Origin of the sequence: Agathobaculum sp. (assembly GCF_034098985.1) — a bacterium.
GTDB lineage: Bacteria > Bacillota > Clostridia > Oscillospirales > Butyricicoccaceae > Agathobaculum.
In genome coordinates this window covers 36,822-59,552 of record NZ_JAXEOA010000019.1, presented here as the reverse complement: position 1 = coordinate 59,552, position 22,731 = coordinate 36,822, and the positions used below count along the sequence as shown (strand labels likewise).

Sequence of the window (22,731 nt, the reverse complement as noted above, 5' to 3'; positions counted from 1 at the left end):
CGCGTTCGGTCTAAAAAGGCATATTTCGATAAAATATAGTATACCACAGCAAACGCCTATTTGGAACATTTTTTTGTTTCACTTGTCTTCGATGATGCACTATGTTAAAATATGATTGAGTTGGAATATACATTATAAGGAGACCACATCATGCTAAATATCCGGGAGGTGCGCCGCATCGTCGTCAAGGTCGGCACCTCAACGCTCACCTATGAAAACGGCAAACTCAATATCGGGCGCATTGAGCAGCTTGTCCGCTGCATCTGCGACCTGCAAAACCGCGGCTATGAGATGGTTTTGGTGTCCTCGGGCGCGGTCACCGTCGGGGCGGCAAAGCTCGGGCTGGCCGCCCGGCCGCACAAGCTTTCGATGAAGCAGGCGGCCGCTGCGGTCGGCCAATGTGAGCTGATGCATATTTATGATAAAATGTTTTTGGAATACGGCATCAATGTCGCGCAAATATTATTGACACGGGAGAACATCACAAACGACGGCCAGCGTGAGAATATCCACAATACGTTCACAGCGCTGCTCGAGACCGGCGTTGTGCCCATCGTCAACGAAAACGACACGGTCGCGACCGCCGAGCTCGTGCATATTGAGAACTTCGGCGACAACGATACGCTTTCGGCAGTCGTCGCGCGCATGTGCGGGGCCGACCTGCTCGTCATTTTTTCCGATATTGACGGGCTGTTCGATTCCGACCCCCGCAAAAACCCGCAGGCCAAGCTCATCCCGCTCGTTCCAAAGATCGACGCCAAGGTACGCCGCATGGCTGGCGGCGCGGGCTCGTCGCACGGCACGGGCGGCATGGCGACCAAACTGACCGCCGCCGAGCTGTGCATGGACGCGGGCATCCCGATGCTGGTGGCGAACGGCGAGCACGTAAACGTGCTCTATGACGTAGTGGACGGCAAGCAGGTAGGCACCCTGTTTGCACGAGGAGGGAAACTGACATGCGGGAACTGATGCAGATCGCCCATGACGCGAACCAAGCCAAGCGCGAAACCGCAAAGCTCGGCACGAACGACAAAAACCGCGGCCTGCTCGCCATCGCGGACGCGCTTGAGCGCCACGCGGACGAGATCATCGCCGCCAACCGGGAAGACCTGACAAACGGCCGCGAAAACGGCTTGGGCGACGGCTTGCTCGACCGCCTGATGCTGGATGCAAAGCGCATCGCGGACATCGCGGCGGGCTGTCGGCAGGTCGCTTCCCTGCCCGACCCGGTGGGTGAAACGCTCTGGATGCGAAAGACCCCCTCCGGCCTCACCATCGGCCAGCGGCGCGTGCCCATGGGCGTCATCGGCATCATCTACGAAGCGCGCCCCAACGTCACGGTCGACGCGGCCGCGCTATGCTTCAAGGCCGGCTCGGCGTGCATCCTGCGCGGCGGCAAGGAGGCGTTCCGCTCTTCGATGTGCCTCACCCGCATCATGCGCGGCGCGCTCGCGGCGGAAAAGCTGCCCGAAAACGCCATCAACCTGGTCGAGGATACGTCGCGCGAGACTGCAAACCAGATGATGCGCCTGAACGGCTATCTTGACGTGCTCATCCCCCGCGGCGGCGCGGGGCTCATCCAGGCGGTCGTGCAGAATGCGACCGTACCGGTAATCGAAACAGGCACGGGCAACTGCCATATCTACGTCGACCGCTCGGCCGACCTCGAAATGGCGAAAAACATCCTGGTAAACGCCAAATGCCAGCGCATCTCGGTGTGCAACGCGGCGGAAAGCCTGCTGGTACACGCAGATGTTGCGGAAGCTTTCCTGCCGATGGCGGCGCAGGGCCTCGCACCCGACGGCGTCAAGCTCCACGGCTGTCCCCGCACGCAGGCGATACTCGGCGGCGCGGTCGTACCCGCGACGGACGAGGACTACGGCAAGGAATACCTCGCGTATGAAATCTCGGTCAAGGTGGTCGATTCTCTTGACGAGGCCATCGGCCATATCAACCGCTATAACACCGGGCATTCCGAGTGCATCGTCACCCGGGACTATGCCGCCTCCCAGCGCTTTCTCGACGAGGTCGACGCGGCCGCCGTCTATGTCAACGCCTCCACCCGCTTTACCGATGGCTTCGAATTCGGTTTCGGCGCGGAAATCGGCATTTCGACGCAGAAGCTGCACGCGCGCGGCCCGATGGGGCTTACTGCGCTCACCTCGACCAAATATGTGATTTATGGAAATGGACAGGTGCGATAAAAATGGAACAGGAATACAAGTGGCGCGCGGACCAAGCCCTGCTCGGCGGCGCGCTGCTGTGGGCGTCCAGCCGGATCGGCAGCCAAAGCCGCACGATCCACATGAAATCCCGCTATTTTGACACGGCGGACGGCTTTTTAAAGCTGCGCGGCGCGGCGCTGCGCCTGCGGCAGGAAAACGGCGTTTCGGTCTGCTGCATGAAGCTGCGCGATGAGACGACGCCCGAGGGCTGCCGCACGCACGAGGAGTACCAATGCGAAGCCGAAACGCTCGAAGACGGCCTGCTGCTGCTCCCCGGGAAGGGCGCGCCCGAAACGCTGTGCGCCGAAGCCGCGAAAGCGCCGCTCATGGAGCAGTGCGCGGTGGATTTCATGCGCGTCGCCATCCTTTTGCAGGAGCACGACACGGTGTGCGAGCTCGCGCTCGACCAGGGCGAGCTGCGCCGGAACGGGCGCGCCGCCCCGCTCTGCGAGATTGAACTTGAATTCCTCGCGGGCGACGCGCAGGTATTTCACGCGCTCGCCTCCGAGCTGGCCGAGCATTTGTCGCTCGAGCCCGAGCCGGACAGCAAGCTGAAACGCGCCATGGCGCTGTAATGCAAAAAAAGCGCCCCGCGAATGCGGGGCGCTTTGCAAAACCGTCAGGCGTGCTTGATGGAGGTATATTTCGAGATCTCCCGGCTCGTCGTGCACAAATCGCGCACAGTCAGCGCGTGCACGTCGTCGTGCCCGGTGATCCGGGCGAACGTTTTGAGCTCTTCGGTCGACACGCGCAGGAAATTCGCCACGCGCTGTGCCGCCGCATCCTCTTGCAGGCGCGCCCGGAGCGCCGGATCCTGCGTCGCCACGCCGACCGGGCAGCGCCCTGTGCCGCAGATGCGGTACTGCATGCAGGCCGCCGCGATCAGCGCGGCGGAAGCGACCGCGACCGCGTCCGCCCCCATGGCGAGCGCCTTGGCAAAGTCCGAGGACACGCGCAGGCCGCCCGTTATCACCAGATCGATGTCCGCGCCGCATTTATCGAGATATTGGCGCGCGCGGTGCAGCGCATATACGGTCGGCAAGCTGGTTGCGTCGCGCACCAGCTTGGGGCTTGCACCCGTTGCGCCGCCGCGGCCGTCGACCGTGATGAAATCCGGTCCGGCGAATACACAATACTCCAGATCGTCCTCAATGCGTCCAGCCGCAATTTTAATGCCGATCGGCCGTCCGCCCGAGCGGGTGCGCAGGTCGTCCACCAGCGCTTTCAGGTCCTCTTTGGTATCGATCCCCGGGAACTTCGACGGGCTGATCACATCCTGCCCGACCGGCTTGCCGCGCACCGCGGCGATCTCGGGCGTCACTTTGTTTCCCGGCAGGTGTCCGCCCATGCCCGGCTTGGTCCCCTGCCCGATCTTGATTTCGATCGCGTCCGCACTGCGCAAATTTTCATCGGTCACGCTGTAACGGTTGGGTACATATTCAAAGATATAGCGGTACGCCGCCTCCCGCTCGGCGGGCAGGATGCCACCCTCGCCCGAACACATGGCAGTCCGCGCCATCGCGCTGCCACGGGCGAGCGCGGTCTTGGTCTCGGCGGACAACGCGCCGAACGACATGTGCGATATGTAGACCGGGCTGTCCAACACCATCGGCTGCGCGGCGTGTTTGCCGATGACCGTGCGCGTAGAGACCTCGGCGTGCTCGTCCAGCGGCGGCGGGTTGAGCTGCGCACCCAGCAGCAGGATCTCGTCCCAGCTTGGCATAGGGAACTGCGTCCCCATTGCCTCGATGATCGATTCGCCTGATACCGCAATCTGGTGGATCGCGTCCATGTACCGGATGGAAGCGTCATCCCGCGCGAAAGCGTGCGGATAATCGAGCGTTTCCGGCTTCGTCACCGGAACCGGCGCGGGTGCGGGTTCGCCCTCAATCAGCACAAAATTGGATGCCGGTTGCTCGCAGCGCGGGCATTCGCTCATGGCCGAAAGCGGCTTGCCCGCCTTTTCCTCATCATGCACATAGCCGCAAATCCTACATCGGTAAACTGCCATCATTTTTCCTCCTCTACCATTTAGTATTTAATACTATTATATATTAATTCTCCCTTTTGTCAATTCGCTTCACGAAACCTTTCAAAAAATGCTTTTCCTTGTGCGGAATGTATAAATTCTGCCAAGCGCGCAATTTCCACGTGCTGTTCTTGCAAAAACACCCCGTACTATGTATAATTAATATGAATTATGGGAGGGTAAAAGGGAATATGTATGTAAGTGACAACATCGTGATCATTGTCGCCTTTATCGTGTATCTGGCGTTTATGATCTGCATCGGTATGTTTTTCTATGGCAAGAACCGCACGACCACCGAATACTTCCTCGGGGGGCGCAAACTCGGCTCGTGGGTCACCTCGATGTCCGCGCAGGCAAGCGATATGTCGGGCTGGCTGCTCATGGGGCTGCCCGGCGCGGCCTATCTTTCCGGCATCTCGGCCGGGTGGATCGCGATCGGCCTGGCCATCGGCACCTATCTGAACTGGCTGTTTGTGGCAAAGCCGCTGCGCCAATACACCAAGATAGCGGGCGACGCGATCACGCTTCCCCAGTTCTTTAAAAACCGGTATCAGGACAAAAGCGGCATGATCTCAGTGATCGCCGCCGTGTTCATTCTGGTGTTTTTCCTGTTCTACACAGCCTCGGGCTTTGTATCCTGCGCCAAGCTGTTTTCCTCGGTGTTTGGGCTGCCTTATCTGGTCTCGCTCGCTGTGGGCGCGGTCGTCGTCATCTCCTACACGTTTGCGGGCGGCTTTTTCGCCGTTTGCTGGACCGACTTTTTTCAGGGCCTGCTGATGTTCTTCTGCGTCATTGCGGTGCCTGTGCTCACGATCCAGTCGCTCGGCGGCGTGACACCGTTCTTCTCTTCGGTGGAGGCGTTCAACCCCAATTTCCTCAACATGTTTGTCGACGGGGCGACCGGTGTTCCCTATACCGCGCTCGGCATCATTTCGCTGGTCGCGTGGGGACTGGGCTATTTCGGCCAGCCGCACATTCTGGTGCGCTTCATGGGCATTGAAAAGCCTGCGGCCATCAAGAAATCCCGCCGCATCGCGACCGTTTGGGTGCTCATCTCGCTAACCGCCGCCGTGCTGATCGGCGTTGCGGGCCGCATGTTCCTCGGCGACGCGCTTGTGAACGGCGGCGCGCAGGAAACCATCTACATCACGTTGGTCGGCCGCCTGTTCCCCATCTTTATCGGCGGCATCTTCCTGTCGGCCATCCTAGCCGCGATCATGTCGACCGCGGACAGCCAACTCCTCGTCACGGCGTCCGCTATCACGGAGGACTTTTATCACAACAAGATCCGACCGAACGCTTCGGCCCGCGAGCTCATGTGGGTCTCGCGCATCTGCGTTATCGCCGTCGCCCTGATCGCGGCATTCATCGCGACAGATCAAAACAGCACCGTGCTCGGCCTGGTCGAATACGCGTGGGCCGGCTTCGGTTCGGCGTTCGGCCCGCTCGTCCTATGCTCACTGTTCTGGAAGCGCACCAACAAATACGGCGCGCTTGCGGGCATTGTGGTAGGCGGCGTGGTCGATCTGGTCTGGGCGCAGCTTTCGGGCGGCATCTTCGACCTATATGAGATCGTGCCCGGCTTTGTGTGCGGCCTGATCGCGATCATCGTCGTCAGCCTGCTCACCCCCAAGCCCAGCGCTGAGATCACTGAACAGTTTGAAACCTACCGCGCCTGCGAGGACTGATGTGAAACGCATCCGTCACGCCCGCATCCGGTTATCGCTGCTGTTTCTAGGTCTGCTGCTGCTTGCGGCGGATGGAATCTTGCTGCTTTCCGGCGCACGTTTCGGCGGTGCGGCACTGACCGGCGAGACGGAAGCGCACTTCATCGACGTCGGCCAGGGGGATGCAACGCTCCTCCTTTCGGGCGGTGAAGCCGTGCTGATCGACGCAGGGGAAGCCGAGGCAGGCGAAACCGTTGCGGCGTATTTGGAAAATCTGGGTGTCAAGCGGCTGCTCGCAGTCGTCGCCACCCATCCGCATGCCGACCATATCGGCGGCATTCCCTCTGTGCTTGACAATTTCGAAGTGGAAAACTTTTATATGGGCGGCGACGTGACCACCACGAAAACCTATGGGGATCTGCTGGAAACGCTCGAACGCCAGGGGCTGCGGCCCATTGTGCCCACACCGGGCGACGAGCTTGCTTTTGCTTCCGGTGCTGTGCTCACCTTTCTCGGGCCATATGACGACGTGCCGGCCGATAATCTGAACGACCGCTCGCTCGTTTGCCTGTTCCGCGCCGGCGATACGCGCGTGCTCTTGATGGGCGATGCGGAACAGGACGCGGAGGACTCTCTTTTGCGGCATCATCCGTTTCTGGCGTGCAACGTGCTCAAGGCCGGGCATCACGGCAGCGACACGTCAACCAGCAAACGCTTTCTCTCACGAATCCGCCCCGAAACCGCTGTTATCTCCTGCGGGCAGAATAACATTTACGGCCATCCCAGCCCGCAAACGCTTGAAACGCTTTCCGCGGAAAGCGTGCACAACATTCACATTACCGCCGAAGAGGGCACGGTCGTCCTGCCTCTCGGCGAACCGCCCATGGATAAGGAGAATGCTGCATGAAACAGACCGGTATCGTCGACCGCTTTGAAGGCGGGCGGGTCGTTATCGAGATCGAAAACCAAATGGTCGATTTTCCCCGCGACGAAGCGCCCGCTATGCTGGCGGAGGGCATGGTCGTGCTAGTGGAAAACGGCCGTATCCTCGGCATTGACGAACAGGAGACCCAGCGCATGGAGGACGATATGCGCCGCCGCTTTGAGCGCATCCTGGGCAAGAATACCGACGAATGAACACAGAAAGAAAGGCGAAAACCAATGGAAAAGAAACCCTTTGTAACCCTTGAACAGGTGCAGGAGCTGGTCAAGACCTACCCAACCCCGTTCCATCTCTACGATGAAAAGGCCATCCGTGAAAACGCCCGCCGGGTAAAGGAAGCGTTTTCGTGGAACCCTGGCTTCAAGGAATATTTCGCGGTCAAGGCCACGCCCACGCCCCGTCTGCTGCAAATTTTGCACGAAGAGGGCTTCGGCTGCGACTGCTCGAGCTACACCGAGCTGCAGATGAGCCGCGCCTGCGGCATCACCGGGCACGAAATCATGTTTTCGTCCAACGTGACCCCGGACGAGGATTTTAAGCTAGCCTCCGATCTTGACGCGATCATTAATTTTGACGATATCACTCACCTCGACTATTACGACCGGGTCGGCGAATGGAAAGAGACCATGTCGTGCCGCTACAACCCGGGCGGCGATTTTGTTTTGGAAAATGAGATCATGGACACCCCGCAGGAAGCCAAATACGGCATGACGCGCGAGCAGCTTTCGCAGGCGTTCCGGATCATGAAAGATAAAGGCGTGAAGCACTTCGGCATCCACGCGTTCCTCGCATCCAACACCGTTGCAAACGAGTATTATCCCGCGCTGGCGCGCATCCTGTTTCAAACGGCTGTCGAGCTGCAAAAGGAAACCGGCGTGCATATCGCGTTCATCAACCTGTCGGGCGGCGTGGGAATCCCTTACAAGCCGTGGCAGGAGCCCAACGACATCTTCGCCATCGGCGAGGGCGTGCGCCGCGCGTTTGAAGAAGTGCTCGTGCCCGCGGGCATGAGCGATATCTCGATCTTCACAGAAATGGGCCGCTATATCCTCGGTCCCTACGGCGCGCTCATCGCCAAATGCATCCATCACAAGCATACGCACAAGGAATACGCCGGACTGGACGCCTGTGCGGCCAACCTGATGCGCCCGGCCATGTACGGCGCATACCATCACATCACCGTGCTCGGCAAGGAGGACGCCCTGCGCGACCGCACCTACGACGTGACCGGCGGCTTGTGCGAAAACAACGATAAATTTGCGGTCGACCGCAACCTGCCGCGCATCGATATCGGCGACTATGTCTATATCCACGATACCGGCGCGCACGGCTTCTCCATGGGTTACAACTACAATGGTAAGCTGCGTTCCGCCGAGGTGCTGCTCCGTGAGGACGGCTCCTCCGAGCTCATCCGCCGCGCGGAGACCCCCAAGGATTATTTTGCAACCTTTGATTTTACGCATTTGTTTGACGACGTCGAGTAAATTGAAAACCGCGCGTTCCGAATGGAACGCGCGGTTTTTTCTATTATCGGTTGGTGATCAGCCAGATCAATACGATTGCGATTACGATGACACCGGCCACGACGGGCAGCAGCTTGAATGAGGCGTTGTCCTCCGGGGGCTGCTCAGGCGTCTCAAGCGCCTGTTCTTCGGCGAGGCGGGCCAACTCATCCTCATCCAGCGGGTTTTCCTCTATCCCCTCGTTCAGCTCATCGATAATCTGCCGGGCGCGCGCGGTCTGCGCGGCGTCGACCAGAATTTCCACGCCGAATCGGGAATCCGATCCGCTGTACGCTTGAATCTGCCGAAAGGCGGCCGGACGGTTGAACACCGCGATGTCCTGCTGACGCAGCACATCGCAGATGCGTTCCGCCTCCAGGCGGTTTTCAGCCGTATAGATCGCGATTGCTTTTTCCATTCCCTCGGGCAGTGCATCCTGCTGTTCCGGCACTTCCGCCAGCTCATCTACCAGCGCTACGTGGCAGGCCGCACACTCAGTAAATCCTTCCCGGTATTCGGCTTTGCATTTGGGGCACCATGGCATATGCATCCCCTCCTTTTCCTCTATTCTACCATGTTGGCATCATTCTTTCCAGATAAAAATCGGCATGGGCGGATCGTTTGGACGGTTGAGCCAATCGCACGACAGAACAGTGAACGCACGGTCATTTATCGACTTTAAGTGCGATAAAACCGCATTTTTCTCCTCATATCCATTTTCTCCACCATAATATAGCGCGAGACACATCACGCCACTTGGCGCAAGCAGAGTGAGTCCGGCGTCGATTGCCGGAATTGAGGTCTTCGCGGTGGTAAATATCTTCGGGTCGCCGCCGGGCAATCGTCCAAAGTTGAACACAATGCAGTCGGCCGTGCCCTTATCCGCATAGTCCGCCATATGGCTGTGGCTGTCCAGCACGACCTCAGCCTCCAGCCCCTCTTTTGCAAGCAGTGCGCGCGTCTGCGCGACCGCCTCGGGCTGCACGTCGAACGCAAGCACGCGCCCTTTCCTGCCCGCCAACTGGCAAAGCAGCGCGGTGTCACGCCCCCTGCCCGCCGTCGCGTCGATGCAGAACGCTCCCGGTTTGACGTGCCGCTCTAGAAACGTGTGTACCAGACCCAATGTATTCCGTTGCATTTCTTGTTCCTCCGAAAGAAAAACAGGGCGCTTTCTGGCGCCCTGTTTTGATTGGTTTGGGGAATTACGCGAACATCTGCATAATCTTCGCCACAAGCAGGCCGACTGGAGTGCCGATAACATAACCCATCAACGCCATCAACACGCCGACAGGCACCAGCGCGCCCGAATACGCACCCGCGAGGATCGGCGCGGAGGCCGTGCCGCCGATATTGGCAAGGCTGGCCACGCCGCAGGTAAACAGGTCAAGCTTGAAGAGCTTGGCCAGCAGGAGCAGGATGATGCCATGGATCGCCAGAATCATAAAGCCTGAGATGATCCATGCAGGCGCCTCGGTCAGCTCGAGCAGGCTCGCGCGGGAAGCGAGCAGCGCGATCACGATATACAAAAATACATTGGATAACTCGGCCGCGCCTGCGATCTTGCCGATCGGCGTGACCGCTGCGATGAGCGCCACGACCGTGACGACCAGCACCGTCCAGGTTGCCTTATCCAGCCAAGGGGCCACGCCGTTAATTGCCGCGCCCGCGTTCTGTCCGAGCGCCGACACCAGCAGCGCGCCGCCAACCAAAAACAGCAGGCCGGGGAAAGTAATATGCTTGTCAGCCTCTTTTTCTTCGGCCTCCAGACGCGCGCACACCTCGTCGAGCGTCGTGGTGGACGCCTTGGTCCATTTATTAAACTTGGGTGCGAACGAAATCGCCCACAGCAGGAACATGACCCAGATCGAATAGTCGATCGAGTCTACCACCAGCGCATAGGCCAGCTCTGCCTCACCGATTCCCAGCGCGTTGGATACCGCGACAAGGTTTCCCGAGCCGCCCATCCAACTGCCGCACAGCGCGCCGAGCGACTTCCATGCGTCCACGCCCAGCTGCGAATTCATGATGGCATAGGTGGCAATAAAGCCAATAGCGATTGAAAAGCTCGCCGCGAAAAAGCCGCCCAGCATACGCGGGCCGAGCTTCAGGATTTTGCGGATGTCGCAGCGCAGCAGCATCAGTACCAGCATGGCGTACAGAATGTTGTTTTTCATTGCGCCGTAGGCTGCCGAAGTGGCCTCCATATCCCATGCTCCTGCGGTGCACAGCAGCATCGCCAGCAGATACAGCAAAACGACCGGCGGAATAAACTTGAAAAACTTCCATTTTGTAATCTTTTCCGCGCCGACCAGTATTGCCGCAAGGAATACCAGCACCGCAACGTACGTAAAGCCATTAGTGATCATACAGTCTACCTCTCTGTTCAGTTTTTCGCCGCCCGGTCGGTTTCCCCATCCCGTGCCGTGGCAAGCGTTTGCTATATTATACACGATTTTCTATCCCTTTGCAAGAACTGCACAAAAATCCATTTCCTGTTTCGATTTCTTTGTGCATGTATTTGCAAACCGCCGCGTTTTCGGGTACAATAAGGATATATCAGCAGTTAAAGGAGAACGCATATGGATTTCAAGCCTTTTATCCGCCGGCATGCGGACGACCTGATCGCCAGCCTGCAAACGCTTATCCGCATCCCAAGCGTCGAGGGACAGCTTGCGGACGGCGCGCCGTTTGGCCGGGATGTGCAGGACTGCCTTGAGGCAACGCTCGATCTATGCCGCTCGCTCGGCTTCCGCACGGAGAATATCGACAATATGGTCGGCTATTGTGAATACGGCGAGGGCGACGAGATGATCGCCGTTTTAGGCCATCTGGACGTTGTACCCGCGGGCGACGGCTGGACAAAAGCCCCCTTTGGGGGCGAGACCGAAGCCGGCCGCATTTACGGCCGCGGCACCATGGACGACAAGGGGCCGACCGTGGCCGCGCTGTACGCGCTGGCCGCTTTAAAAGACGCGGGCTTCACGCCCTCCCGGCGCATCCGCATTCTTTTCGGCACCAATGAGGAGACCGGCTGCAAGGACATGAAGCATTATCTGGCACAAGGTGGAGAAACGCCCGTCATGGGCTTTACGCCCGATGGCGAATACCCGATTATCAACGGCGAAAAAGGCATCATGAATTGCACGTTCACTAAAAAGCTGCATCAGACCGGCGATTATAAGCTGACCCGCTTCGAGGGCGGCACGGCATCCAATGTTTCGCCCGCCTATGCGGTGGCCGAAATCCGCTGCCCGGCGGACGCAGCGGGCAAGATCGATATGCCCCGCGTCACCGTCACCGCTATCGAGGGCGGGCTCCGCATCGAAGCCGAGGGCGTTTCGGCGCATGGTTCGACCCCGGAACAGGGCGAAAACGCGATCGGCCGGCTGGCCATGGCGCTTGCCCGTTTGCCGCTGTCGGGCGAGCTGCTCAATACCATCGCCTTTCTGGCCGACCGCATCGGCATGGAAACGCGCGGCGAATCGCTGGGAATCGCCATGCGCGACGAGCTTTCCGGCGATCTGACGGTCAACCTCGGCGTTGCCAAGGGCAACGAAAGAGAACTATCGGTCACGCTTTCGGTGCGTTATCCGGTCACCAAGACGTACGATGAGGTGTACCCGCGCCTTATCAAAGCTTTTTCGCTCGCCGGGTTTGCGGAAACCGCGATGATGCACAAGGCGGCGATCTATATGCCGCCCGAAAGCGAGCTGATTCAAAAGCTATCCCGCGTCTATGAGGCCGAAACCGGTGAAAAGGCCGTTTTAAAATCCATCGGCGGCGGCACCTATGCCAAATCGATCCCCAATCTGGTCGCGTTCGGCCCGATCTTCCCGGGCGACGAGGTGCGCGAGCACAAGCCGGATGAATATATGGAGATTGAACGCCTCATCCAAAACGCAGAAATCATCGCGGCCGCCATGTACGAGCTGGCCAAGTAAACAGGAGGACGACATCATGAAAATCACCAAGGTAAGGCTGGGTAAAATCTCGGTTCCGCTGCGCGTGCCGTTTAAAACGGCGGTGCGCTCGGTCTCGTCCGTTGAGGACGTCATCGTGGAGATCCACACCGACACCGGCGCGGTCGGCTATGGCGAAGCGCCGCCGACCGGCGCGGTCACGGGCGACACGGCGGGCGCGATCATCGGCGCGATCCAGGATCACATCGCGCCGACCATCCTCGGCCGTGAGGTGGACGATTTTGAAAACCTGATGCTGGCCGTGCAGGGCTGCATCCTGAAAAACACGAGCGCCAAGGCGGCGGTCGACATGGCGCTCTGGGATCTATACGGCCAGCTGCACGCCATCCCGGTCTATAAGCTGCTCGGCGGCAGCCGCAGCCAGATCGTCACCGACATCACTATCAGCGTCAACTCCCCCGAGGAGATGGCGCGCGACGCGCGAAACGCCGTCGACCGCGGCTACGACTGCCTCAAGTGCAAGGTCGGCAAGGACGCCGAACTCGATCTGCGCCGTCTGGAGGCCATCCGGGCTGAGGTCGGCAGGGACGTGCGCATCCGCATTGACGCCAACCAGGGTTGGAAGCCCAAAGAAGCCGTGCGCATCCTTGCGCGCATGGAGGAACAGGGGCTCGGCATTGAATTTGTCGAGCAGCCCGTACACCAGCACGACCTTGTAGGCCTCAAATACGTGACCGATAACGTTTCCATCCCCGTACTGGCTGACGAAAGCGTGCAGGGCCCGGCGGACGCGCTCACGATCATGCAGATGCGCGCGGCCGATCTTATAAACATCAAGCTGATGAAGTGCGGCGGCATTTACAACGCGCTCAAGATCGCCTCCGCCGCCGAGGTATACGGCGTCGAATGTATGATCGGCTGCATGCTCGAAGCCAAAATCAGCGTCAACGCGGCCGTGCATCTGGCCTGCGCCAAGCAGATCATCACCAAGATCGATCTGGACGGCCCGGTGCTCTGCCTGGAAGACCCGATTTCAGGCGGCGCGGTTTTCGACGAGAAAAATATCACCGTGTCCGACGCGCCCGGCCTTGGCATCAAGGGCATTGAAAAAATTACTTATCTGGACTAAAAGAACCCCCGGCTTTCGCCGGGGGTTCTTTCTATGGCTAACAAAATCTCTCCTATCCATATAGACTGAACTATGCTATAATAGTGAAAGACATGTTGGAGAGGAAGATTTTTCGATGGTTTACGCAAACATACTCGAGGCCGTCGGCCACACGCCGATGGTACGGCTCAGCCGCATGGCGCCCCGGGACGGCGCCCAAGTGCTGGTCAAATTCGAGGGGCTGGGCGTGGGCGGTTCGATCAAGACCCGCACTGCGCTGAATATGATCGAGGACGCCGAGCGCAAAGGGCTCATCGGGCCTGAGACGGTCATCGTCGAGCCGACGAGCGGCAACCAGGGCATCGGCCTTGCGCTCTGCGGCGCGGTCAAGGGCTACCGCACCGTCATCATCATGCCGGACTCGGTCTCTGAGGAACGCCGCAAGCTGGTGCGGCATTACGGCGCCGAGGTCATTCTCGTGCACGATGCGGGCAACATTGGGGACTGTATTGAACAGTGCGTGCGCAAGGCGGATGAAATGGCCGCAGCCGACCCGCGCGTGTTCGTGCCGCAGCAGTTCGAAAACCCGGCCAACCCGGCGGTGCACCGCGCGCATACGGCGCAGGAGATCTTGGAGCAGGTCGGCGGCCCGGTAGACGGGTTCTGCGCGGGCTTTGGCACGGGCGGCACAATCAGCGGCATCGGCGAAGTGCTGAAAGAACAAAACCCGCAGCTTGAGGTTTGGGCGGTCGAGCCGGAAAACGCCGCGATCCTGTCGGGCGGATCGATCGGCACCCATTTGCAGATGGGCATTGGGGACGGCGTCATCCCCAAAAACCTCAACACTGAGATCTACGATCACCTATACATCGTATCCGACGGCGAAGCCATCCAGACCGCGCGCGACCTTGCCCGGCTGGAAGGGTTGATGTGCGGCATTTCGAGCGGCACCAACGTCGCCGCCGCTATCCAGCTTGCCAAAAAGCTGGGCCCGGGCAAGACGGTCGTCACCGTGCTGCCCGACACCGCCGAGCGCTACTTCTCCACCCCGCTGTTTGACGAATAAGAAAAAGAGCCGCAAAAGCGGCTCTTTTTTTATTTTGCAAGGTATCCGCCATCCACCGGCAGGATGACGCCGCTCACATAGTCGCTCGCGTGGCTCGCGAGGAACAGGCACGCGCCCTTCATGTCCTGCGGCTCGCCCCAGCGGTGCGCGGGGATACGGTCGCAGATCTCTTTATAGCGCACGCAGTTTGGATCGAGCAGCGCCTCGTTCATTTCGGTCGCAAAATAGCCGGGCGCGATCGAGTTGACATTGACGCCGCAGGCCAGCAGATCGTTCGACATGCATTTGGTCATCTGCGCGACGCCGCCCTTGGCCGCCGAATACGCGACCACGTTCTGCCCGCCGAAGAACGAGGACATGGACGACACGGTGATGATCTTGCCATAGCCCTTGGCGACCATGATCTTCGCCGCCTCCTGGCACAGGATAAACTGGCTTTCCAGATTAACCTTGATCACGTCGTCCCAGTCGCTCATCGGGAACTGGTCGGCGCGGTGGCGGCGCTGGATACCGTGCGCGGTGACAATGATATCGAGTGTGCCGCCGAGCTTTTCCACCGCCTCCTGAAACGCGCGGTAGATCTCCTCGCGCCGGCTCAGATCGGCCTTGACGCCGTGGCACGCAAAGCCGCGCGCCGAGAATGCTTCGGCTTCGGAAAACGCCTTGTCGCTCGAACCGATGATGACGACCTCACAGCCCGCCTCCATCAGCCCTTCGGCCATGCCGTGGCCCAGGCCGCGCGTGCCGCCCGTCACGATCGCTTTTCTTCCCGTGATATCAAACAGCGGATGCACCATGGTTACATGTCCTCCTCATCAAAAATAATGACCATTTTTTTGACCGACGGATCGGGATGCTCGATCAGGTCGAACACCTTGTCGATATCCTTGAACAAAATGAAGTTGGTCGCCACACCCTCCAGATCGAAAGCATGCTGCTCAAAACGCTCGATGGTCGGCTCAAACTGGTAGGCCGACATGCGGGAGCCGATCAGATCCAGCTCACGCTGGTCGAGCATAGCGGAGGAGATCTGCTCGGGCACCGTGCAGAAGCCGAGCGAAACCACGCGGCCCGCGTTCGCCATAATGCCGTCCACAAACAGGCTGGTCAGCGAGCCCGGGAAGCAGGCCGAATCAAACGCGCAGGTCACGCCGTGGCCGTCTGTAATTTCCTGCACACGCGTGACAAGATCCTCGGTCTTGGTGTTGATCACATAATCCGCGCCGAATTTTTTCGCGCGCTCGAGCGAGGAATCGCTGATGTCGCAGCAGATGACGGTTTTCACGCCCTTGGCCTTGCAGGTCTGCAAAATGATCGCGCCAATGGTGCCTGCGCCCAGGATCAGCACGGTGTCTTCGGGTACCACGCGGCCGCGGCCCGTGCAGTGCCCGCCGATCGCAAACGGTTCAACCAGCGCCGCGTCTTTCCACGGTATTTCAGGCGAGATCGGGTAGACCTCTTTCTCCGGCGCGACGAAATACTCGCGCCAGCCGCCGTCAAAGCTCGAACCGCGCGCGCGGACGTGCTCGCACACGTTGTAGCGCCCTAGTTTGCACTGGTAGCACTCGCCGCAGGCCACGACCAGATCGACGATCACATGGTCGCCGGGCTTCACTTTGGTCACCTTGGCGCCGGCAGCTTCCACCACGCCGGCGTTTTCATGGCCGGGGATGCGCGGATACGACGCGCAGGGATTTTCGCCGAGGTAATTGTGGATATCCGAACCGCAAACGCCAGCCGCTTTCATGCGGATGAGCACATCGTAATCCCCCTTGGCCTCGGGACGCGGCACCTCGCGCACCTCAAACTCATGAGGCTTTGTGATAAGTACTTCCTTGCTGGTCAACATGCTGTTTCTCCTCCTTATAGCTCTTCAAAATAGGTTTCAAGGGGCTTGGAGCGAACCGTCGCGCCGGCGCGTCTGCGTCCATATGGTAACGGTGTTCTCACAGGGGTATTTTGCGGCCTGCGCTTCGTCCAGGTCGACGCCCAAGCCCGGCTTATCGTTCGCGTACACATAGCCGTCCCGGTATTCGGGCAGACCCGGGAACACCTCCAGAAGCGCGCCGCGCGGCCCCTTGAGCTCCTGGATGACAAAGTTCGGCGGCTCGATGCCCGACCATTCCTGCACGCCGAAATTGGGCGCGGCCAGATCGATATGGATATTGGCCGCGTGCGCGAGCGGCGACATATCGCCCGGCCCGTGCCACGCGGTGCGCACGCCGAACTGCTCGGCGAAAATGGTCAGCTTGCGGGCGGGCGTGATGCCGCCGATCTGGCTGATATGCACGCGGATGTAGTCGATCAGGTGTTCCGCGATGATCTGCTTCCACTCATAGGGATTGTTAAAGAGCTCGCCCTGCGCCAGCGGCGTCACCGTATGCTGCCGCAGCTCGCGCAGCCATTCCAGCCGGTCGAGCGAAACCGCATCCTCGAGGAAAAACAGCTCGTATGGCTCGAGCGCTTTGGCAAGGCGCATCGCGTCTACCGGCTGCAAGCGCTCGTGCACATCGTGGCACAGCGCAACCTCGAAGCCGATCTTGGCGCGCACCTCGTCAAAAAGCTTAACCGTGTCGCGGATATACTGCCGCGCGTCCAGATAAACGCCGTCCAGCGCGCCATCCGGGGCTGTCGCGGGTGCTTTGCCAAAGGTGCCGCCGCCATAGCCGCCGCACTGGCAGCGGATATGCGTGATGCCCATTTCCCGGTACCGAGCGATGTTTTCGCAGAGCTCCTCCACGTCGCGGCCGTCCGCATGGCGGTAGACCGGCACGCCCTCGCGGCATTTGCCGCCGAAAAGCTGATAGAGCGGCATGTTCGCGAGCTTGCCCTTGATGTCCCACAGCGCCATATCCACGCCTGAGATCGCGTTGTTTTCCGCCGGTCCGTTCCTCCAATAGGCGTTCTGGTGCATGAGCTGCCACAGTTCCTCGATGCGCTCAGCGTCGCGCCCCAGAAGCAGCGGCTTTAAATACTCCTCCACGATGCACTTGACCGCCAGATGGCGGTAGGCAAACGTGGCGCAGCCGAGGCCGTACAGCCCGGGCTGGTTGGTATCCACCCGCACGACGGCAAGATTGATGCCCTCCGGCGCGGTGCAGATGACGCGGACGTCCTGAATCAGCGTTGCCATAATTCCCTTTCCTTTCTTGCTTGTTAGACAAGTTAATCAAACGCGGTCGTAATTTTGCAGGATGTGAGCCTCCATCAGCGCCCGCGCTCGATTGGCGTTGCGCGCCTCGACCGCATCCAGTATCTGCGGATGGAAAAACAGCGCATCCTGTTCGCCGAAGCGCGTGGTCAGCTGCACGTGGTTGCGCACGGTCTGCGCGAACACCTCGTGCAGGCTTTTGACCAGCAGATGATTGCCCGACGCTTGGCAAAGCGCCTCGTGGAACGCGATGTCGCACCGCACAAATTCGCTTTTCTGCCCCAGCAGCGTCGGCAGATGCACGGTCAGCTCGCGAAGCTTGGCAATCTGCTCCGCCGCCGCGTTTTTGGCGGCAAGGGCTGCGCTTTCCGGCTCCAGAATGCGCCGAAACTCCAGCACCGCGCGAATATCCGCGCAGTCCGCGGGCGTGATCTGGTTCGCGCCCGTCAGCAGCGTTTCCACCCGGTCGTCCCGCAAAAACGTCCCCTTACCGTGCTCGCTCTCGAGCACGCCTACGCCAATGAGCTGCTGAATCGCAACGCGCACGCTGGCGCGGCTTACACCAAGTTGTTCGGTCAGCTGGTTTTCCGACGGGATCTTGCTTCCGACCGGCCAATCCCCGTTTTGGATGTGCTCGGTCAGATAGCGCACCACGCTTTCGGTCACATTCATCCGCTCGGGCTTCATTGCGTCCCCTCCCAACTTGTCTGACAAGTTATATTTTGATTATAGCACCCCGTTTGCGCGTGTCAAGACGATGTTTCGCGTTTCTCTGTTTTGCACAAATCCACATCTCGCTTTTCCCCCGGTATATACAAAAAAGCCGCTCCGAAGAGCGGTCTTTTTCATCATAGCGTCAGCTGTTTGTCTGGCAGGTCTTCATCGGTCAGCAGCGCGCCGATCGACGGAATGCTGCGGCAGCGGTAACGCCCGTTGTCGGCGAGGCCGGCTTCCTCCATGCGCACCGCGCGCGTAATGGTGTGTTTGCCGCGCAGCACCATGGTCTGCACGCCCTGCGTCGAGCGGCTTGCCTTGACGTCCAGCATGCCAGCACGGAACGTCAGCGCACGGCCTGCGGTCGAAAACATGGTCAGCTCGGTATTCTCGTCCACCGGGTAGAAAAATGCTACGGCGGGCGATTTGTCCGAATAGGCACCCGTCAAGCGGCGGCGGTTGGTCTTGGTTTCAAAGCTCTCAAGTGAAAAATGCGCGGCCTTGCCGTTCTGAAACACAACGACCATCGTTCCCTTATAGTCTCCCGGCAGAATGGCGCACACCGGCGCTTCGCCCTCATCCATGCCGAGCTTGCTCGCAAGGTAATCGCCCAGCACCGAGGCCTTGCAATCATCGAAATCGTACAAGCGGGCTTTATAAGCCTGCTGCATGTTGGTGAAGAGAATGATCTCGGCCTTGTTGGTCGTCTCCGCCTGCCAGATAAGCTCATCCCCATCCTTGAACTTGTGCTCACTGCCCATACGGAATGACTGCGGCGTGATCTTCTTAAAATAGCCCTCGCGTGTTAAGAACACAAGCACGGGATAATCCTCGATATGCTCCGTTTCGTCAAACACCTCGACCTGCTCAGCGGTCACGATCTCGGTGCGGCGCTCGCTCGGATATTTCTTGATGATCTGCTCCAGCTCCTTAACAATGATCCCCCGGATCTTTGCCTGGCTATTGACGATCTCCTCCAGCTTCCGAATCTCGGTTTCCAGCTCCGCGGTCTCCTGCGTGCGCTTTAGGATATATTCCTTGTTGATGTTGCGCAGGCGGATATCCGCGATATACTCCGCCTGGATTTGGTCGATCCCGAAACCAATCATCAGGTTGGGGATGACCTCGGCATCCTCCTCGGTGTCTCGGATGATCTGGATCGCCCGGTCGATATCGAGCAGAATCTTTTGCAGGCCGTGCAGCAGATGCAGTTTGTCTTTCTTCTTGCCCAAATCAAAGAACACGCGGCGGCGCACGCAGTCGGCGCGCCAAGCCGTCCATTCGTCGATCAGTTCGCGAACGCCCAGCACGCGCGGCAGGCCGCCGATAAGCACGTTGAAGTTGCAGGCGAAGCTGTCCATCAGCGGCGTCATCTTCATCAATTTGGCCATCAGCTTGTCAGGATCGGTGCCGCGCTTCAGATCGATCGCGATTTTCAGGCCGGACAGGTCGGTCTCGTCGCGGATATCGGAAATCTCGCGGATCTTGCCCGCCTTGACCAGTTCGGCAACCTTGTCGATAATGGCCTCGATCGTCGTCGTATAGGGGATCTCGGTGACCTCAATCAGGTTTTCTCTCTTCTGATAGGCCCACCGGGCGCGTACTTTGAATGAACCGCGCCCCGTTTCATAGATGGCGCGCATCTCGTTTTCATCGTAAATCAGCTCGCCGCCGGTCGTAAAGTCGGGCGCGGGCATCGTGGACAGGATATCATGGTTCGGGTCCTTGATGCAGGCAATGGTCGTGCGGCAGACCTCGCCCATATTAAAGCCGCAGAAGTTTGACGCCATGCCGACCGCAATTCCCGTGTTGGCTGAAACAAGGATGTTGGGAAAGGTCGTCGGCAAAAGCGCGGGCTCTTTCATCGTGCCGTCGTAGTTGTCAACAAAATCGACCGCATCGCAGTCGATATCGCGAAACAGCTCGGTGCAGATCGAATCGAGCTTGGCCTCCGTATAGCGCGAGGCGGCATAGGCCATGTCGCGCGAATACACCTTGCCAAAGTTACCCTTGGAATCGACGAACGGCGTCAACAGCGCTTCGTTGCCGCGCGTCAGGCGCACCATGGTCTCATAGATCGCGCCGTCGCCATGCGGATTGAGCTTCATGGTCTCGCCCACGATGTTGGCCGATTTGGTGCGGTTGCCGTTGAGCAGGCCTTTTTTATACATCGTGTACAAAAGCTTTCGATGTGAGGGCTTAAAGCCGTCGATCTCCGGGATCGCACGGGAGACGATGACGCTCATCGCATACGGCATATAGTTTTCGCGCAGCGTGTCGGTAATCCGCTGGTCGGTCGACGGATGTTCCTTATAGGTTGGTTTTTCCGGTTTTTTAGCCATGAAATTGTTTCACACTTTCATTTAGGAAATGTCCGCAAGATCCAGATACAAGTAGCCGTTTTCCGCGATATACTCCTTGCGCCCGGCGAGGTTGTCGCCCAGCAGCAGGTCGAACATGTCGCTCGTCGCCTTGGCCTCCTCGGGCTGCACGCGGATCAGACGGCGCGTTTCCGGATTCATCGTGGTTTCCCACATCATCTCGGCCTCGTTTTCGCCCAGCCCCTTGGAACGCTGGATGAGCAGCTTTTTTCCCTCAAATTTTTTGAGGATAGCCGCCTTTTCGCTCTCATCGAACGCGAAATAACTCTTGCCCTTGTATTCGATCTCGTAAAGCGGCGATTCTGCAATATAAACAAAGCCTTTTTCGATCAGCGTGGGCGTCAGGCGGTAGAGCATGGTCAAAATCAGCGTGCGGATCTGGAAGCCGTCGACGTCGGCATCGGTGCAGATGATGACCTTGTTCCAGCGCAGGCTGTCCAAGTCGAACGCGGACAGTTCCTTGGACGCCTTGCCCCGCACCTCGACACCACAGCCGAGCACTTTCAGTAAATCTGTAATAATATCGTTTTTGAAAATCTTGTCATAGGGGGCTTTGAGGCAGTTCAAAATCTTGCCGCGCACCGGCATGATGGCTTGGAATTCGCTGTCCCGCCCCTGTTTGACCGAGCCGAGCGCCGAATCGCCCTCCACGATGTAGACCTCGCGGCGGGAAACGTCCTTGGTGCGGCAGTCGACAAACTTCGCGACGCGGTTGGCCACATCCAGATTGCCGGATAGCTTCTTCTTAATGTTCAGGCGCGCCTTTTCCGCCTGCTCGCGGCTGCGTTTATTAATGAGGATCTGCTCGGCGATCCGGTCGGCCTCGGCCTTGTTTTCAATAAAGTAGATTTCGAGCCCCTGCTTGAGAAACTCGGTCATCGCTTCCTGGATGAATTTGTTGGTGATCGCCTTTTTGGTCTGGTTTTCGTAGGAGGTCTGCGTGGAAAAGCAGTTGGTCACCAGCACCAGGCTGTCCCAAACGTCCTGAAACGCAATTTTACTCTCGTTCTTGTTGTATTTGCCGATCTGCTTAATATAGCTGTCGATCGCCGAAACAAAAGCCGAGCGCACCGCTTTGTCCGGCGCGCCGCCATGCTCAAGCCAGGATGAATTGTGGTAATACTCGATCTGCGACACGCTGGAGGAAAAGCAGAACGCGCAGGAGAGCCGCACCTTGTATTCCGGCTTATCCGCGCGGTCGCGCCCGCGCTTTTCGCCCTCTAAAAACTGCACCGAGGTAAGCGGCGTCTCGCCCGCGAGCTCCTGCACATAGTCGACGATGCCGTTTTGATAAAGGAACTCCGTGCTTTCAAATTTGCCGCCTTGCTGGTCGCGCAGGATGAATTTGAGCTTGTTGTTTACCACGGCCTGCCGTTTCAGCGTATCGAGGTAATACGCGACTGGGATGCGGATATCGGTGAAGACCTCCAGATCGGGCTTCCATCGAATGGTCGTGCCCGTCTTTTTGCTCGCGGTCTCCTTTTTGAGAAAGCCCTCTTTGTTCCCGGTCTTGTTTTCGCCCTTTTCAAAATGCAGCGAGTATTCAAACCCGTCGCGCACGACGGTTACGTCCATGTATTCGGAGGAATACTGCGTCGCGCAGGTGCCGAGCCCGTTCAGGCCGAGCGAAAACTCATAGTTTTCGCCGGTGTCGTTCTGATATTTGCCGCCCGCATACAATTCGCAGAAAACAAGCTCCCAGTTGTACCGCTGTTCGCTTTCGTTCCACTCGACCGGGATGCCACGGCCATGGTCCGCGACCTCGATCGAGCCGTCCTCATAGCGGGTGACGGTGATCTCACTGCCGAAGCCCTCGCGGGCTTCGTCAATCGAGTTGGATAATATTTCAAATACCGCGTGTTCGCAGCCCTCGAGGCCATCCGAGCCAAAGATGACGCCCGGACGCTTGCGCACGCGGTCGGCTCCCTTGAGCGAGGATATGCTATCGTTGCCGTATTGCTGTTTTGCCTTGCTCATGCCTGTTTGCACTCCTGTTTTTCCAAATAATAACCTAGTTTATTTTAC

Annotated in this window: 20 protein-coding genes; 10 read left to right on the top strand and 10 right to left on the bottom strand. The window is 58.9% G+C overall.

Features of this window, described 5'->3' with window-relative positions:
* The first annotated feature begins 150 nt into the window (after positions 1-150).
* From proB to SO058_RS06340, 3 genes are read left to right on the top strand one after another with little or no spacing between them, the layout of a single operon-like run.
* Positions 151-969: a glutamate 5-kinase gene (gene proB / locus SO058_RS06350; RefSeq protein ID WP_320842151.1), complete on the top strand. Its 819-nt coding sequence runs from the start codon at positions 151-153 to the stop codon at positions 967-969.
* The gene (locus SO058_RS06345; protein ID WP_320842150.1) at positions 957-2,204 is read left to right on the top strand and encodes a glutamate-5-semialdehyde dehydrogenase; all 1,248 of its coding nucleotides are present in this window, start codon (positions 957-959) and stop codon (positions 2,202-2,204) included. Before proB ends, SO058_RS06345 begins: the two co-directional genes overlap by 13 nt.
* Positions 2,205-2,206: 2 nt before the next feature.
* Complete coding sequence (locus tag SO058_RS06340; RefSeq protein WP_320842149.1) at positions 2,207-2,800, top strand: CYTH domain-containing protein; 594 nt, start codon at positions 2,207-2,209, stop codon at positions 2,798-2,800.
* Positions 2,801-2,844: 44 nt separating this feature from the next.
* Here the strand turns inward: SO058_RS06340 and SO058_RS06335 are convergent, their stop codons facing one another.
* The gene (locus SO058_RS06335; RefSeq protein WP_320842148.1) at positions 2,845-4,236 is read right to left on the bottom strand and encodes a glutamate synthase-related protein; all 1,392 of its coding nucleotides are present in this window, start codon (positions 4,234-4,236) and stop codon (positions 2,845-2,847) included.
* 209 nt (positions 4,237-4,445) lie between these two features.
* On the opposite strand from SO058_RS06335, the gene putP reads away from it, so the two are divergent.
* From putP to SO058_RS06315, 4 genes are read left to right on the top strand one after another with little or no spacing between them, the layout of a single operon-like run.
* On the top strand, positions 4,446-5,942 hold the full coding sequence (gene putP, locus SO058_RS06330) for a sodium/proline symporter PutP (protein WP_320842147.1): 1,497 nt from the start codon (positions 4,446-4,448) through the stop codon (positions 5,940-5,942).
* 1 nt (position 5,943) lies between these two features.
* Positions 5,944-6,828, top strand: a complete 885-nt coding sequence (locus tag SO058_RS06325; RefSeq protein WP_320842146.1) for a ComEC/Rec2 family competence protein — start codon at positions 5,944-5,946, stop codon at positions 6,826-6,828.
* Positions 6,825-7,058 (top strand): DUF3006 domain-containing protein, encoded by a 234-nt coding sequence (locus SO058_RS06320; RefSeq protein ID WP_320842145.1) that lies wholly within the window; start codon positions 6,825-6,827, stop codon positions 7,056-7,058. The genes SO058_RS06325 and SO058_RS06320 overlap by 4 nt, the downstream gene beginning before the upstream one ends.
* Before the next feature lie 24 nt (positions 7,059-7,082).
* Positions 7,083-8,348, top strand: coding sequence for a diaminopimelate decarboxylase (locus SO058_RS06315; protein ID WP_320842144.1), 1,266 nt, complete (start codon positions 7,083-7,085; stop codon positions 8,346-8,348).
* A 43-nt stretch (positions 8,349-8,391) separates the two neighbouring features.
* On the opposite strand, the gene SO058_RS06310 is transcribed toward SO058_RS06315, so the two are convergent.
* From SO058_RS06310 to SO058_RS06300, 3 genes are all read right to left on the bottom strand, one after another.
* Positions 8,392-8,910 (bottom strand): putative signal transducing protein, encoded by a 519-nt coding sequence (locus SO058_RS06310; RefSeq protein ID WP_320842143.1) that lies wholly within the window; start codon positions 8,908-8,910, stop codon positions 8,392-8,394.
* A gap of 39 nt (positions 8,911-8,949) precedes the next feature.
* The gene (locus SO058_RS06305) at positions 8,950-9,504 is read right to left on the bottom strand and encodes a class I SAM-dependent methyltransferase (protein WP_320842142.1); all 555 of its coding nucleotides are present in this window, start codon (positions 9,502-9,504) and stop codon (positions 8,950-8,952) included.
* 64 nt (positions 9,505-9,568) lie between these two features.
* Positions 9,569-10,732 (bottom strand): DUF819 family protein, encoded by a 1,164-nt coding sequence (locus SO058_RS06300; protein ID WP_320842141.1) that lies wholly within the window; start codon positions 10,730-10,732, stop codon positions 9,569-9,571.
* Between the two features lie 213 nt (positions 10,733-10,945).
* On the opposite strand from SO058_RS06300, the gene pepV reads away from it, so the two are divergent.
* The 3 genes from pepV (at position 10,946) to cysK (ending at position 14,460) form a co-directional block, all read left to right on the top strand.
* Positions 10,946-12,307, top strand: coding sequence for a dipeptidase PepV (gene pepV, locus SO058_RS06295; RefSeq protein ID WP_320842140.1), 1,362 nt, complete (start codon positions 10,946-10,948; stop codon positions 12,305-12,307).
* 16 nt (positions 12,308-12,323) lie between these two features.
* Complete coding sequence (locus SO058_RS06290) at positions 12,324-13,415, top strand: dipeptide epimerase (protein ID WP_320842139.1); 1,092 nt, start codon at positions 12,324-12,326, stop codon at positions 13,413-13,415.
* A gap of 115 nt (positions 13,416-13,530) precedes the next feature.
* Entirely contained in the window at positions 13,531-14,460 is a 930-nt protein-coding gene (gene cysK / locus SO058_RS06285; RefSeq protein WP_320842138.1) for a cysteine synthase A, read from the top strand.
* A 29-nt stretch (positions 14,461-14,489) separates the two neighbouring features.
* Here the strand turns inward: cysK and SO058_RS06280 are convergent, their stop codons facing one another.
* The 6 genes from SO058_RS06280 to SO058_RS06255 all read right to left on the bottom strand — a co-directional run bounded on the left by SO058_RS06280 (position 14,490) and on the right by SO058_RS06255 (position 22,683).
* Positions 14,490-15,257 carry an SDR family oxidoreductase gene (locus SO058_RS06280; RefSeq protein ID WP_320842137.1) on the bottom strand — a complete coding sequence of 256 codons (768 nt, stop codon included), beginning with the start codon at positions 15,255-15,257 and terminating at the stop codon, positions 14,490-14,492.
* A gap of 2 nt (positions 15,258-15,259) precedes the next feature.
* A complete protein-coding gene (locus tag SO058_RS06275; RefSeq protein WP_320842136.1) occupies positions 15,260-16,309 on the bottom strand; it encodes an alcohol dehydrogenase catalytic domain-containing protein in 1,050 nt (349 codons plus the stop codon).
* Between the two features lie 36 nt (positions 16,310-16,345).
* Entirely contained in the window at positions 16,346-17,593 is a 1,248-nt protein-coding gene (locus tag SO058_RS06270; RefSeq protein WP_320842135.1) for an enolase C-terminal domain-like protein, read from the bottom strand.
* Positions 17,594-17,629: 36 nt separating this feature from the next.
* Positions 17,630-18,298, bottom strand: coding sequence for a FadR/GntR family transcriptional regulator (locus tag SO058_RS06265; protein ID WP_320842134.1), 669 nt, complete (start codon positions 18,296-18,298; stop codon positions 17,630-17,632).
* A 161-nt stretch (positions 18,299-18,459) separates the two neighbouring features.
* Complete coding sequence (locus tag SO058_RS06260) at positions 18,460-20,667, bottom strand: DNA topoisomerase (ATP-hydrolyzing) subunit A (protein ID WP_320842133.1); 2,208 nt, start codon at positions 20,665-20,667, stop codon at positions 18,460-18,462.
* A 21-nt stretch (positions 20,668-20,688) separates the two neighbouring features.
* Positions 20,689-22,683, bottom strand: coding sequence for a DNA gyrase/topoisomerase IV subunit B (locus SO058_RS06255; protein ID WP_320842132.1), 1,995 nt, complete (start codon positions 22,681-22,683; stop codon positions 20,689-20,691).
* Between the last annotated feature and the right edge of the window lie 48 nt (positions 22,684-22,731).

Coding starts and splice junctions, on each gene's coding strand:
- proB (WP_320842151.1), top strand. CDS start 151: ATGCTAAATATCCGGGAGGTGCGCCGCATCGTCGTCAAGGTCGGCACC.
- SO058_RS06345 (WP_320842150.1), top strand. CDS start 957: ATGCGGGAACTGATGCAGATCGCCCATGACGCGAACCAAGCCAAGCGC.
- SO058_RS06340 (WP_320842149.1), top strand. CDS start 2,207: ATGGAACAGGAATACAAGTGGCGCGCGGACCAAGCCCTGCTCGGCGGC.
- SO058_RS06335 (WP_320842148.1), bottom strand. CDS start 4,236: ATGGCAGTTTACCGATGTAGGATTTGCGGCTATGTGCATGATGAGGAA.
- putP (WP_320842147.1), top strand. CDS start 4,446: ATGTATGTAAGTGACAACATCGTGATCATTGTCGCCTTTATCGTGTAT.
- SO058_RS06320 (WP_320842145.1), top strand. CDS start 6,825: ATGAAACAGACCGGTATCGTCGACCGCTTTGAAGGCGGGCGGGTCGTT.
- SO058_RS06315 (WP_320842144.1), top strand. CDS start 7,083: ATGGAAAAGAAACCCTTTGTAACCCTTGAACAGGTGCAGGAGCTGGTC.
- SO058_RS06310 (WP_320842143.1), bottom strand. CDS start 8,910: ATGCCATGGTGCCCCAAATGCAAAGCCGAATACCGGGAAGGATTTACT.
- SO058_RS06305 (WP_320842142.1), bottom strand. CDS start 9,504: ATGCAACGGAATACATTGGGTCTGGTACACACGTTTCTAGAGCGGCAC.
- SO058_RS06300 (WP_320842141.1), bottom strand. CDS start 10,732: ATGATCACTAATGGCTTTACGTACGTTGCGGTGCTGGTATTCCTTGCG.
- pepV (WP_320842140.1), top strand. CDS start 10,946: ATGGATTTCAAGCCTTTTATCCGCCGGCATGCGGACGACCTGATCGCC.
- SO058_RS06290 (WP_320842139.1), top strand. CDS start 12,324: ATGAAAATCACCAAGGTAAGGCTGGGTAAAATCTCGGTTCCGCTGCGC.
- cysK (WP_320842138.1), top strand. CDS start 13,531: ATGGTTTACGCAAACATACTCGAGGCCGTCGGCCACACGCCGATGGTA.
- SO058_RS06280 (WP_320842137.1), bottom strand. CDS start 15,257: ATGGTGCATCCGCTGTTTGATATCACGGGAAGAAAAGCGATCGTGACG.
- SO058_RS06275 (WP_320842136.1), bottom strand. CDS start 16,309: ATGTTGACCAGCAAGGAAGTACTTATCACAAAGCCTCATGAGTTTGAG.
- SO058_RS06270 (WP_320842135.1), bottom strand. CDS start 17,593: ATGGCAACGCTGATTCAGGACGTCCGCGTCATCTGCACCGCGCCGGAG.
- SO058_RS06265 (WP_320842134.1), bottom strand. CDS start 18,298: ATGAAGCCCGAGCGGATGAATGTGACCGAAAGCGTGGTGCGCTATCTG.
- SO058_RS06260 (WP_320842133.1), bottom strand. CDS start 20,667: ATGGCTAAAAAACCGGAAAAACCAACCTATAAGGAACATCCGTCGACC.
- SO058_RS06255 (WP_320842132.1), bottom strand. CDS start 22,683: ATGAGCAAGGCAAAACAGCAATACGGCAACGATAGCATATCCTCGCTC.